Genomic DNA, 12,917 nt, shown 5'->3' with positions numbered 1-12,917 from the left:
AGGGTGAACCCATGAACACGTTCGCCATGAAGAACTGGGAAGAAGCCCTCGTCAGCGGCACGGAGGGCGGGCCGCGCGTGGCGCACGCGCACGCCACGTTCGCCTACAGCGGGCTGATCGACGGCGAGGCGGTCATCGACTACCTGCTGTACTACGGGGGCGAGGGCTTCGACGGCGGCGGAACGACGTCCCCCGGCCTCGAACGCATCGAAGGCAGTGTGGACGGGCGCAAGGGAAGCTTCGTGATCAAGCACGACACCGGGTTCGACGCGAAGGGCATCTCGTCGACGTTCACGGTCGTCGAAGGCTCCGGAACGGGTGAACTCGCCGGGATCACCGGCACCGGCACCACGACCGGCGCGCTCGGTGAGCCGACGATGTCGTACACGTTCGACTACTCGCTCTAGGGAGGACCAGTGCTCGAGGTCGATCGCGAGCAGGTGCTGGCGTACCGGATCGCGGCGCACGGACTGCACCGTGAGGAGACGGATCCGGCCGCGGCGGCCGTGTTCGACCTCGGGCTGCAGGATTCCGTGCGGGACACCGCCCTGCTGGGCCTGGCCGCCCGGATCGACGGCGACATCACACCTGAGGTCTGGGACGACGAGCGCTTCGTGCTCGCGTGGACGCATCGCGGCGCGCCGCATTTCCACCGTCGCGCGGAACTCGACGCGATCCGGGCCGCGCTCGTGCCGCTCGACGAGAAGGACGCGATGGCGCGGATCCTCTGGCAGCGCAAGCAGGTCGAGGACGCGGCCATGTCCGCGACGGACGCACTGTTCACCGCCGCGAAGGCGATCCGCGAAGTCGTCACCGGTACGCAGACCAAGGGCACGGTGAGCGGCGCTGTCACGAAACTGATCCCCGAAGGCCTGTCGTACGCCTGCCGCGGCTGCGGCGTGGTGCACATCTACGAGCAGCTGATGCGGGTCGCGTCGATCCACGCCGGAGTCCGGCTGGAGGCGGGCGCGACCCCGGCGACGTTGGCGCCACTGGAAAAGCGCGGCCGGCTCAAGACTTCGCCGGACGTCGAGGCGGCCACCCGCGTGGTCGAGGGCTACCTGCGGATCAACGGTCCCGCCGCCCCCGGTGACGCCGCCGCCTACGTCGGAACGACCCGCACCGGCGTCGACGCGATGTGGCCGGACGGCCTGGTCGAGGTCCGGGTCGACGGCAAGAAGGCATACCTGCCGCAAGACCGGGTTTCGTTGCTCGAAAACCCACCCGAGCCGGACATGGTCCGGCTGTTGCCCCCGCTGGACCCGTTCGTCCAGGCGCGCGACCGTGCCGTGCTGGCGCCGGACAAGGCACGGCAGAAAGAAGTCTGGAAGATCCTCGGCAGTCCCGGCGCACTGCTGGCCGACGGCGAGATCGCCGGCGTGTGGCGGGCCAAGGCGAGCGGCAAGAAACGGCTCGACTTCACCGTCACCCCGTTCGACGCCCTCCGCCCGGCCGTGCGGAAAGCGGCCGAGGAGGAGGCGGCCCGTGTCGCCGCCGCCCGGGAGTTCCCCGACCACCGCGTCACCTTCGCCTAGCCCCGAGCCCGCAATTCGCGCCCAGCCGGAACTTGCCAGCCGACAGGCTTCGAGTAGTCACCACGCCCAGACCTGTACCCCCACGCGCAGCAAGAGTTGCCTCGCAAAGCAGCTTGCGCACGACAGACAATCTAGGATATGTCGCAAACTTGCCCGTAACGCAAACTTGCCCCAGTGGGACAAGTTCCACTTTCGGGCAAGTTTCGTTGACTCTCCGTATCCGTCTGTGCCATCATCGCCACGTGCCCGCCGTCGAAAGCAACCCAGCCAGCCTGGTTGATCAGGCTGTACGCGTCCTACACGCACTACTTGGCGAGAGCTGGTCAGTGACACTCGCACCTTCAGCGGGTGACGACCAAGAAGACGGCAACGCGTTCGACGGCCGGGTGACAATCGCTCCACCCGATGCCAGCCCCTACACGGAGCTGCTGATAACGGCACGACAATCAGTCACGCCTCGCGAGGTCGAGACGCAACTCGGGGCCATCAGGAACATCCTGGCGCACACGCGCGCCTCGCCGACCATGCTGGTGGTCTCGCCATGGATCAGCGCACGAGCCCAACAGGACCTCCGGGACCGCCGAATCGGCTACATCGATCTGACCGGCAACGTCTTCCTGTCGGTCACATATCCTGCGATTCACCTTCAGTTACAAGGTGCGTCCCGCTCTCCTCGCGCGAACCTCGGGACAGCGACCGGCACCAAGCGGGTCACCCTGGCGGGCGAGAAAGCAGGCAGGATCGTCCGTTTCCTCGCGGATTTCAGGCCGCCGTACAAGGCCAAGGACATCGCGAACGCGACACAAGTCGACTTAGGCTGGGTCTCACGCTTGCTGGGCGCGCTCGACGACCAGCGCCTGATCGAGCGCACGAACCGTACGATCACCGACGTCGACTGGGCCGATCTTCTGCACGCTCGGGCCATGACGACCAAGTTGCTCAACGACAATAACTACGTCGGGATGATCGCGCCTGCCGGTACCAAGTCGGTACTGCGCGAGCTGACCACTTTTCCGCACCCTCCCCACGGAAATCCACAGGTGCTGGTGACCGGTCCGTATGCCGCGCGCGCGGTAGCCCCGATCGCCACCGGCGGCCAACTGATGCTCTACGTCGACAATTCTCCCGGCTCCATCGACTTCGTGGCCGACGAGCTTGGGCTGCTGCCTGTAGACCACGGCGCCGAAGTCCTGCTATTGCGCGCACGTGACGCAGTGATCTTCGACCGTTATCGCACGGTCACCGGCATCCCACACGTGGCGCTGAGCCAGCTGGTGATCGACAGCCTCTCCGGTCCTGGGCGAATGCCGGCCGAAGCCGAGGCAGTACTCGACCTTATGCGGGCCACAGAGGAAACCTGGCGACAACCCTGGCTCGCGAAATTCGAATCGAAACCTTCCCGCTAGCCTACTTCGCCATCCCGTTCTCTTCAGGAAGATGAGTCCAATCGTGGCCAAGGTCCCCGACGGGGTCGACGTTCAGGAACTGACCATCGTCGCGCGGAAGGTGCTCCTCGACGGACTGACCGCACTCAAGCAGCACCTAGACGCGCTGACCGTCGTCGGTGCCCAGGCGGTCTATCTGCAAACTGCGGAGGTACCACTAGCCGCCGCTGCCTACACATCCGACGGTGACCTCGGCGTCGACCCGCAACAGCTTGCCGACGAGCCGTTGCTGGAACAGGCACTTCGGAGCGCCGGCTTCGAACGACTTCAGCAGCACCAACCAGGGCTATGGGGCCGTACTGAAACGGTGGGCGGCACCGCCACAAAGGTCGAATTGGATCTGCTCGTCGGCCAAACTCTTGCCGATGGCGGCAGCAGAAGTGTCAAGATCCAGCCTCACGACAAGATGGCCGCGCGGCGTGTGCCAGGCCTGGAGCCCGCAGTGGTCGACCGGATGCCCATGACCATCACCGCGCTGGAGTCCAGCGACGATCGCCAGATCTGTGTACACGTCGCGGGAGCCGGAGCACTCCTGGTCGCGAAAGCTCACAAGATCCACGACCGGCTGAACGACAGTGCTGTCCGCCCGTACCGCTTGACCGACAAGGATGCCGGTGACGTCTATCGGCTCATGATGGGTACTCGCGCGCGGGAGGTCAGCGACACTTTCCGGACACTTCTCGCGGACCCGCGAGTTGGCGACGTGGCAGCCACAGGACTTGCCTATTTGCGCGAGCAGTTCGGTGGTGCGGACACTGCCGGAGTCAGGCTCGCCATCGAGGCCCTGGCCGGATCGGTCCCCGAAAGCACCATTCGTGCCGCGGCGCCCGCCTATGTTCGCGCGCTCCCCATTCCGTGATCTGACCCCGCAATTCGTCACCTACTTGCGCCACTTCCCCGCGCGACCACCCGCAAGTAGGTGACGAATTGCGGGGGTCACGGGTCGATGGCCAGGCGGTAGCCCCGTTTCACCACCGTCTGGACGAGTTTCGGTGACCCCAGAGAACTTCGCAGGCGTCCGATCGCGGTCTCGACGGCGTGCTCCTCGCCGCCGTCGGGCAACGCGGCGACCAGCTCCCGCCGGGAGAACACCCGCCCCGGTGACTCCGCCAGCGCCCGCAGCATCGCCATCGGCGCGGGCGCGATGTCACACCACTCCCCGTCGACCAACGCCGCCTGACCGCGCAGTTCGATACTCCGCCCGCCCGCCCGCAACCGTGGTGAACGGGCTTCGAGCGCGTCGGACACCGTCCGCGCCAACGCCCCGATCCGCGACCGCGCCGGCTGGACCGTCGGGATCCCGAGCGCGGCCAACGGCGCCGCGGTGATCGGCCCGACACAGGCGACCACGACGCGCTTTTCCAGTGCTCGCACGACTCCCGGCAGCTTCCCGGTCCGCTTCGCCACCGCCAGCAGCGACGCGGCCGCAGGCGCGCTGGTGAACGGCAACGCGTCCACCGAGCCGTCGAGGACGGCGTCCAGCAACCGGTCCAGCGGACCGGGATCGGCCGGACCGACCCAGCGGTACACCGGAACCTCGATCACCTCGGCGCCCGCCGCGCGCAGACTGTCCACAAAGTACGGAAGCGGCTCGCCGTGCAGCTGCACCGCGATCCGCTGACCGTCCACACCGGAATCGAGAAGATGCCGCAGCACCTCGGCATTGCTCTCCGAAGTGGGTGAATAGTCCTCCGAGAGCCCGGCCGCGCGGATCGCTCCTTTGGCCTTCGGGCCGCGTGCGAGCAGCGCCGACTTCCCCAGACTGTCCAGCAACTCCTCCCCCAGCCCCCAGCCTTCGGCCGCCTCGACCCAGCCGCGGAAGCCGATCCCGGTCGTCGCGACGGCGACGTCGACGCGGTCTTCCAGCAACCGCATGGTCGCCGACCGCAGTTCGGTGTCGTCGGCGAGCGGCACGATCCGGATGGCCGGACCGTATCGCACGGTCGCACCCTTACGCACGAACAGCGCGCCGAGCTCGTCAGCTCGCCGCGCCGCCGTGATCCCGATGACGAATCCCGCCAGGGGAAGGACTTCTGTCACGGTGAGAACTCCACCTCCACCACTCCCCCGGAGACCCGCACCCGGTACGCCTCGACCGAGACACCCTCGGCGTCGAGACATTCACCGGTCCGCAGGTCGAAGCGTTCCTTGTACACCGGCGACGCCACCACGGGGACTCCGCCCGCGTCGCCGACGATCCCCCGCGAAAGCACCGCGGCCCCGCTGACCGGGTCCATATTGGACAGTGCGTACCACCGATCGCCGGGCAGCCGGAAGATCGCCACCTGCACGCCGCCGTCGAGCAGGGCGGCGACACCGGACCATTCGGGGACCGCGCCCGCCGCGCAGACGACGGTCCAGGTGCGCTCGATCGAGGTCGTCACTGTTTCACCTCCGGGATGCCCAGCAGCACGGGCACCTTCTGGTCGCGTTCGGTGCGGAACGAGATCGTCGGATCCGGCGTGCCCGGCGCGTTGACGAACGAGCTGAACTTCGCCAGCTTCTCCGGGTCTTCCAGCACGCCGCGCCACTCGTCGGCGTAGTCGCCGACGTGTTTGGCCATCGCCGCGTCGAGGTCCTCGCAGATGCCGAGCTTGTCGTCGACGATCACCGCGCGCAAGTGGTCGAGCCCGCCTTCCATCTCCTCGACCCACGGCGCGGTGCGCTGCAGGCGGTCGGCCGTGCGGACGTAGAACATCAGGAACCGGTCGATCGTGCGGATCAGCGTCTCGGTATCCACTTCGGACACCAGCAGATCCGCGTGCCGTGGGGTCGCGCCGCCGTTCCCGCCGACGTAGAGGTTCCAGCCCTTGTCGGTGGCGATGACGCCGAAGTCCTTGCTCCGCGCCTCGGCGCATTCCCGCGCGCAGCCCGAAACCGCGGACTTCAGCTTGTGCGGCGAGCGAAGGCCGCGGTAGCGCAGCTCCAGCTCGATCGCCAACCCGACGCTGTCCTGCACACCGTAGCGGCACCACGTCGAACCGACGCACGACTTCACCGTGCGCAACGACTTCCCATACGCGTGTCCCGACTCGAACCCGGCGTCGACGAGCCGCCGCCAGATCAGCGGCAACTGGTCGACGGTGGCACCGAACAGGTCGATCCGCTGCCCGCCGGTGATCTTGGTGTACAGCCCGAAGTCAATCGCCACCTGCGCGATCACCATGAGCTTCTCCGGCGTGACCTCGCCGCCGGGGATCCGCGGAACCACCGAGTACGTCCCGTTGCGCTGCAGGTTCGCGAGGAACTTGTCGTTGGTGTCCTGCAGGGTCGCCTGCTCGCCGGCGAGGATGTGCCCGTTGCCCAGCGTGGCCAGGATGGACGCGATCGCCGGTTTGCAGATCGCGCAGCCGGTTCCGGTGCCGTAGCGGTCGATCATCTCGCTGAACGTGGTGATCCGCGTGGCCTGGAGGATCTGGAACAGCTCCGCGCGCGACTGCGGGAAGTGCTCGCACAGCGCCTTCGACTGCTCGACGCCGCAAGCCGTCAGCAGCTTGCCCAGCAGCGGGACACACGATCCGCACGCCGTGCCCGCCCGCGTGCAGCCCTTGATCTTGGCGACCGAATCGCAGCCCTCTTCGGTGATCGCGTGTGTGATCGCGCCCTTGGAAACCGCGTTGCAGGAACAGATCTGCGCGGCGTCGGGCAGCGCGTCGACGCCGACCGCCGCCCCGCCACCGGCCGGGGCGAGGATCGCGCCGGGCTCGGCGGGCAGCGGCCTGCCGACCATCGCGCGCAGGGTGTTGAACTCGCTCGCGTCGCCGACGAGCACCCCGCCGAGCAACGTCTTCGAGTCGTCCGAGATGACGAGCTTCTTGTACGTCCCGGCGACGGCGTCGTTGAACGCCACCTCCAACGCGCCCTCAGTGGCCGCGTGCGCGTCGCCGAAGCTGGCGACATCGACACCCATGAGCTTGAGCTTCGTCGACATGTCCGGCTCGGGGAACGTGCCCTCGCCGCCGGTCAGCCGCGCCGCGACGATCTCAGCCATCGCGTAGCCCGGCGCCACGATGCCGTACACCTTGCCGTCCACGGCCGCGCATTCGCCGATCGCGTACACCGCCGGATCCGACGTCCGGCAGGTGTCGTCGACCAGGATGCCGCCCCGCGCGCCGACCTCCAGCCCGGACGAACGCGCCAAGTCGTCACGCGGCCGGATGCCCGCCGAGAAGACGACCAGGTCGACGTCGAGTTCCGTACCGTTGCCGAGCTTCGCGATGTAGCGCTCGCCGTCCGGCTCGATGGCGTCGGTCGACGTTCCCGTGTGGACGGTCACGTCGAGGTCGGTGATCAGCCGACGGAGCAGGCCGCCGCCGCCCTCGTCGACCTGCAGCGGCATCAGGCGCGGCGCCATCTCGACCACATGCGGCGAGAGACCCATGTCCCGCAACGCCTTCGCGGCTTCGAGCCCCAGCAGCCCGCCACCGATGACGACCGCCGAACGCCGTCCGCGCCCGGGCCGCTGAGCGGCTTCCCGGATGGCGTCGAGGTCTTCGATCGTCCGGTAGACGAAGCAGCCCGGAAGATCGTGTCCCGGCACCGGCGGGACGAACGGCCGTGAACCGGTCGCCAGGACGAGCGCGTCGTACGGCTGCTCGTAGCCGGCCTCGGTGACGACGACCTTGCGGTCCCGGTCCACCGAAACCACCGCGTCGCCGAGCCGCAGCTCGACCAGCGAGTCTCCCGCGTAGTCCGCTCCATCGAGAGCGAGGGAAGCCGGCTCCCAGGTGTCCACATAGGACGTCAGGGCGACGCGATCGTAAGCGGGGCGCGCCTCCTCGGCGAGGACCACGACCTGCCACTCGCCCGCCTTGTCCTCCGCGCGCACCGCTTCGACGAGCCGGTGCGCGACCATGCCATGTCCCGCGACGACGAGTTTCCGCATCAGACCTCCGCTCCGGCGAGCGCCAGACCCCGGACGCTCGTCACCTCCGACTGCTGCTTGCGCAGGTACACCGCCCACGTGACGGCGAAGCACAGCCCGTAGAAGACGAGGAAGGCGACGAACGCCGGCACCCCGCTCTTCGTGTCCGCGAACGACTGCCGGAACGCCAGGTTGATGAACAGCCCGCCGAGCGCGCCGATCGCCCCGGCCAGCCCGATCAAGGCACCGGAAAGCTTGCGCGCCTTGAGCATCTCCAGCGTCTCGTCCGCGCCCTCGCTGATCGCGACCTTCGCCTTGGCGCGGAAGATCGCCGGGATCATCTTGTACGTCGAGCCGTTGCCGATGCCGGTGAGCACGAACAACACGATGAACGCGACGGTGAACAACGCCAGCGAGTTCGACGTCGACGCCAGGATCAGCACCACGGTCGCCGCGGCCATGCCGACGAACGTCACGAAGGTGATCTTGCCGCCGCCGATCCGGTCGGCGAGCCAGCCGCCCGTCGGTCGTGAGAACGAGCCGAGCAGCGGGCCGAGGAACGTCACCGCGGCCGCCTGCAGCGGCGTGCGGCCGAACTGGTTCTGCAGCACCAGGCCGAAGGCGAAGCTGTAGCCGATGAACGAACCGAACGTGCCGACGTAGAGGAACGACATCACCCAGGTGTGCGGATCCTTGACGACCTCGCGCATCGCCTTGGTGTCGCCCTTCATCGAGGCGAGGTTGTCCATGTAGAAGTACGCGCAGACCGCCGCGACCACGATGAGCGGGATGTAGATCGCCAGCACCACCCGGGGCGCGGTCGCGCCGACGGTGCCGATCACCAGCAGCCCGATCAGCTGGATCGCCGCCACGCCGAGGTTCCCGCCGCCCGCGTTGAGCCCGAGCGCCCAGCCCTTGTGCTTCTCGGGGTAGAACGCGTTGATGTTGGTCATCGACGACGCGAAGTTCCCACCGCCGACCCCACCGAGCGCGGCGATCAGCAGGAACGTGCCGAGCGAGGTGCCCGGTTGCATCGCGATCGCCGCCAGGATCGTCGGCGCCAGCAACAGCAGCGCGCTGACGATCGTCCAGTTCCGGCCGCCGAACCGCGCCACCGCGAAGGTGTACAGCGGCCGCATCAGCGCGCCGATCAGCGTCGGCGTCGAGACCAGCAGGAACTTGTCCGCGGCCGAGAACCCGTACTGCGGGCCCATGAACAGGACCATGACCGACCACAGTGTCCAGACGGAGAAGCCGATGTGCTCGGCGAGGATGGAGAACCAGAGGTTCCGCCGGGCGATCTTCTTCCCGGTCTCCTCCCAGAACCGCTCGTTCTCCGGATCCCAGTGCTCGATCCAGCGCTTGCCACGAGCGTGCATGAGGTCCTCCTTGGTGGATGCGTTCGGGTTCACTGGGCGGCCAGCCATTTCGCGACCCCGCCGACGGCGTCCTTGCAGCCGCCGCAGCCGGTGGTCGCCCTGGTCGCTCCGGCGAGGGCCGGGACGTCGGTGGCGCCGGCTCGCCAGGCCTCGACGAGCCGTCCCTTGGTCACCGCGTTGCAGCGGCAGATGACCGCCGACGCCGGCAGATCGGCCGGGCTCGCCGCAGACGGCGCGCCGGGCGGAAGGGATCGTCCTAAAAGGACGGCCAGCCGGTCTTCGGGCACCGGAGTACCCCGGTCGTAGAGTTGGCTGATCGTGGCGGCCGCGTCCGGCAGGCCGAGCAGGATCGCGCCGGCCACCCGGTTTTCGCGGATGACGAGTTTGCCGTAGCGGCAGCCCGCCGGGTCGCTGAAAGTGAGTACTTCGGCGGCCGGGTCGTCCGCGCCGGTCGTCGTCTCGCCGAGCGCGGTGAGGTCGATGCCGCGGGCCTTGAGCCGCGTCACCGCCTGGGTGCCGCGATACCGTGACGCGGATTTCGTGCCGGTGACCAGATCCGCGACGACGGCGGCCTGTTCCCATGCGGGTTGCACGAGACCGCCGAACGCGCCCGGATGCTTCGCGCAGTCACCGATCGCGTGGATCCGGCCGTCGCTGGTACGCAGCAGATCGTCGACGACGATGCCGCCCTCGACGGTCAGCCCGGCGTCCACGGCCAGTTTCGTCTCGGGCCGGACACCGGTGGAGACGACGATGAGATCGGCGGGTACGTGCGTGCCGTCGTCGAGTTTGAGCCCGTCGCCGCTGACATAGCGCGCGGCCCCGACACCGAGCCGGAAGCCGACGCCGAGTTCTTCGAGCTTCCTGGTCAGCACCCGCGCGGATTCCGCGTCGAGCTGGCGCTCCATGATGTGCGGCATCGGATGCACGACGGTGACGAGGTTTCCGCGGCCGGCGAGGCCTCGCGCGGCTTCCAGGCCGAGCAGCCCGCCGCCGAGCACCGCGACCGGGGCGCCCAGTTTGGCGGCGTCGAGGATGCGGGCGCAGTCGTCGAGGGTGCGGAAAGCGACGACGTCCGGACCGGGTTCGAGCCCTTCGACCGGCGGCATCCACGGGTTCGCGCCGGTGGCGAGCACGAGCGCGTCGTAGTCCACAGTGGACCCGTCGTCGAGATGCAGCCGCCTGGCCTCGCGGTCGATCGACGTCGCGGCGACGCCCCGCCGCAGGTCGGCACGGGTGCGCGAGGACCATTCGTCGTCGTGCAGCCGGACGGCCTCGGGCCGCATGGTCCCGGCGACCACCGACGAGAGCAGCACCCGGTTGTAGGCGGTGTGCTCCTCCGCGCCGACGACGGTGAGCCGCACGCGTTCGCCTTCGGGGTCGCGGCGCTGGATCTCGTCCGCGAGCCGCGCGCCCGCCATCCCGTATCCGGCGATGACCACCGACCGGGGGCTCACGCGACGGCCTCGGCCGGGGCGAGCGCGACCGCGCACACCTTGAACTCGGGCATCCGGCTCGTCGGGTCGAGCGCCGGGTTGGTCAGCAGGTTCGCCCTGCCCTGACCGGGGAAGTGGAACGGCAGGAACACCAGGTCGGGGCGCAGCGACGCCACGCAGCGGACCCGGGCGACGGTCTCGCCGCGCCGCGAGCGCACGACGGCGAGGTCGCCCTCGGCCAGCCCCGCCCTCGCGGCGGTGTCGGGGTGAACTTCCACGAAGGCCTCCGCTACGACGTCGTTCAGCTCCTTGACCAACCGGGTCTGTGCCCCGGACTGGTAGTGCTGCAGGACCCGGCCCGTGGTGGCCTGCAAGGGGAATTCGGCGTCGGGCAGCTCGGCCGGGCCGACGTGGTCCACCGGGACGAACCGCGCGCGGCCATCCGGGTGGGCGAAGGAGTCGAGGAACATCCGCGGCGTGCCGGGATGCGATTCCGCCGGGACGGGCCAGTAGAGGGCCTCCCCGTCCCGGAGCCTGTCGTAGGTGATGCCCGAGTAGTCGGCGACGCCGCCTTTGGACGCCTGGCGGAGCTCGGTGAAGACGGTCTCGGCGTCCGCCGGGAACCGTCCGTCCGGCTGGCCGAACCGGCGGGCGAGTTCGGAAAGCACGTAGAGATCGGTCTTCGCACCGGGTGGCGGGTCGATCGCCTTGCGCCGCAGCAGGATCCGGCCTTCGAGGTTGGTCATCGTGCCGTCCTCCTCCGCCCACTGGGTGACCGGCAGGACGACGTCGGCCATCGCCGCCGTCTCCGAGAGGACGAGGTCCGAGACCACCAGGAAGTCCAAAGAGGACACTTTGTCCTGGATCTTCCCCGCACCGGGCGCGGAAACGACGAGGTTGCTGCCGAACACCATCAGCGCGCTCGGCCCGTCTTCGGTGCCGAGCGCCTCCAGCAGCTCGACGGCCGACCGGCCCGGTCCCGGCAGGGATTCCGGCGGCACACCCCACACTCCGGCGACGTACTCGCGGGCCGCGAGGTCGTCGATCTTGCGGTAGCCGGGCAGCTGGTCGGCCTTCTGCCCGTGCTCACGCCCGCCTTGGCCGTTGCCCTGACCGGTCAGGCAGCCGAACCCGGAACCCTTGCGGCCGGGCAGTCCGAGGGCGAGCGAGAGGTTGATCCAGGCGTTGACCATCGCGGTGCCGTTGGCGTGCTGTTCGGTGCCGCGCGCGGTGAGGACGTAGGCGTTGCGGGCCGCGGCGAGCTTGGCGGCGACGCGGCGCTGGTCCGCGGCGGAGACCCCGGTGACCTGCTCGACCCGCTCCGGCCACCAGGCCGCGACCGAGCGCCACAGCTGCTCGAAGCCGTTCGTCCGCTTGTCCACATAGGACTGGTCGAGCAGGCCGTCGGCGACGACGGCGTGCAGGATTCCCTGCGCGAGCGCGAGATCGGTGCCCGGCGCGGGGGCGAGGTGCAATCCGGCCAGTTCGGCGGTCGGGGTGCGGCGCGGGTCGACGACGATCAGGTCCGCGCCCCTCAGGTGCTGGGTGAACGGCGGCATCGTCTCGGCCGGGTTCGCGCCGACGAGCAGGACGGCGTCGGCGTCGGCGAGATCCGTGACCGGGAACGGCATCCCGCGGTCGGCGCCGAACGCCTTGATCCCGGCGGCCGCCGCCGACGACATGCAGAACCGGCCGTTGTAGTCGATCTGCGAGGTGCCCAGCGCGACCCGGGCGAACTTCCCCAGCAGGTAAGCCTTCTCGTTGGTCAGCCCGCCGCCGCCGAAGACGGCGACCGAGTCCGCTCCCTTGGCCGCGCGGATCTCGGTGAGCCGCTTCGCGACGAGGTCGAGGGCCTGCGGCCAGGTCGCGGGCCGGAGTTCGCCGTCGACCCTGATCAGCGGGGTGGTCAGGCGGGAAGGCGAGGTGAGGAGCTCCCCCGACGTCCAGCCCTTCTGGCACAGGCCGCCGGCGTTGACCGGGAAGTCACGCGGTGCGACCCGGGCGCCGTCGAGGCTCATCCCGCACTGCAGGGCGCAGTACGGGCAGTGCGTGTCCACCGCGGTCGCGGTGGGGGCGGCGAGCGGCACGGGCACCTCCTCCAGGCGTCGATAGCGCTTGAAGGTAGGTAGGCCGTGTTACCTGGAAAGTCCTGAATGTTTCAGGCGTTTGACATTGACCGCCGCCGATGGACGTCACACCGTGAGGTCACCGCACCCCCGCAATTCGTCATCTACTTGCGGTCGTTGCGCGTGCGACCA

At 69.0% G+C, this 12,917-nt stretch carries 10 protein-coding genes; 4 read left to right on the top strand and 6 right to left on the bottom strand.

Features of this window, described 5'->3' with window-relative positions:
• Positions 1 to 11 precede the first annotated feature (11 nt).
• The 4 genes from DL991_RS03935 to DL991_RS03920 all read left to right on the top strand — a co-directional run bounded on the left by DL991_RS03935 (position 12) and on the right by DL991_RS03920 (position 3,839).
• On the top strand, positions 12 to 407 hold the full coding sequence (locus DL991_RS03935) for a DUF3224 domain-containing protein (protein WP_125781011.1): 396 nt from the start codon (positions 12 to 14) through the stop codon (positions 405 to 407).
• Positions 408 to 416: 9 nt separating this feature from the next.
• Positions 417 to 1,535 carry a DNA glycosylase AlkZ-like family protein gene (locus DL991_RS03930; protein WP_125781009.1) on the top strand — a complete coding sequence of 373 codons (1,119 nt, stop codon included), beginning with the start codon at positions 417 to 419 and terminating at the stop codon, positions 1,533 to 1,535.
• Positions 1,536 to 1,777: 242 nt separating this feature from the next.
• Positions 1,778 to 2,941, top strand: coding sequence for a hypothetical protein (locus tag DL991_RS03925; RefSeq protein WP_199746273.1), 1,164 nt, complete (start codon positions 1,778 to 1,780; stop codon positions 2,939 to 2,941).
• A gap of 43 nt (positions 2,942 to 2,984) precedes the next feature.
• Positions 2,985 to 3,839 carry a hypothetical protein gene (locus DL991_RS03920; protein ID WP_125781007.1) on the top strand — a complete coding sequence of 285 codons (855 nt, stop codon included), beginning with the start codon at positions 2,985 to 2,987 and terminating at the stop codon, positions 3,837 to 3,839.
• A 77-nt stretch (positions 3,840 to 3,916) separates the two neighbouring features.
• Here DL991_RS03920 and DL991_RS03915 read toward each other — a convergent pair whose 3' ends face one another.
• From DL991_RS03915 to DL991_RS03890, 6 genes are read right to left on the bottom strand one after another with little or no spacing between them, the layout of a single operon-like run.
• Positions 3,917 to 5,020: a uroporphyrinogen-III synthase gene (locus DL991_RS03915; protein WP_125781005.1), complete on the bottom strand. Its 1,104-nt coding sequence runs from the start codon at positions 5,018 to 5,020 to the stop codon at positions 3,917 to 3,919.
• Positions 5,017 to 5,364 carry a nitrite reductase small subunit NirD gene (gene nirD / locus DL991_RS03910; RefSeq protein WP_125781003.1) on the bottom strand — a complete coding sequence of 116 codons (348 nt, stop codon included), beginning with the start codon at positions 5,362 to 5,364 and terminating at the stop codon, positions 5,017 to 5,019. Before nirD ends, DL991_RS03915 begins: the two co-directional genes overlap by 4 nt.
• Positions 5,361 to 7,865: a nitrite reductase large subunit NirB gene (nirB, locus tag DL991_RS03905; protein WP_125781001.1), complete on the bottom strand. Its 2,505-nt coding sequence runs from the start codon at positions 7,863 to 7,865 to the stop codon at positions 5,361 to 5,363. The genes nirD and nirB overlap by 4 nt, the downstream gene beginning before the upstream one ends.
• Positions 7,865 to 9,223 carry a NarK/NasA family nitrate transporter gene (locus DL991_RS03900; RefSeq protein WP_125780998.1) on the bottom strand — a complete coding sequence of 453 codons (1,359 nt, stop codon included), beginning with the start codon at positions 9,221 to 9,223 and terminating at the stop codon, positions 7,865 to 7,867. The genes nirB and DL991_RS03900 overlap by 1 nt, the downstream gene beginning before the upstream one ends.
• A 29-nt stretch (positions 9,224 to 9,252) precedes the next feature.
• Positions 9,253 to 10,680, bottom strand: coding sequence for an FAD-dependent oxidoreductase (locus tag DL991_RS03895; RefSeq protein ID WP_125780996.1), 1,428 nt, complete (start codon positions 10,678 to 10,680; stop codon positions 9,253 to 9,255).
• A complete protein-coding gene (locus tag DL991_RS03890) occupies positions 10,677 to 12,746 on the bottom strand; it encodes a molybdopterin oxidoreductase family protein (protein WP_199753805.1) in 2,070 nt (689 codons plus the stop codon). Before DL991_RS03890 ends, DL991_RS03895 begins: the two co-directional genes overlap by 4 nt.
• Between the last annotated feature and the right edge of the window lie 171 nt (positions 12,747 to 12,917).

The sequence above is a fragment of the Amycolatopsis sp. WAC 01375 genome (assembly GCF_003947325.1).
Lineage (GTDB): Bacteria > Actinomycetota > Actinomycetes > Mycobacteriales > Pseudonocardiaceae > Amycolatopsis.
This window is presented reverse-complemented; position numbering and strand designations above follow the sequence as displayed.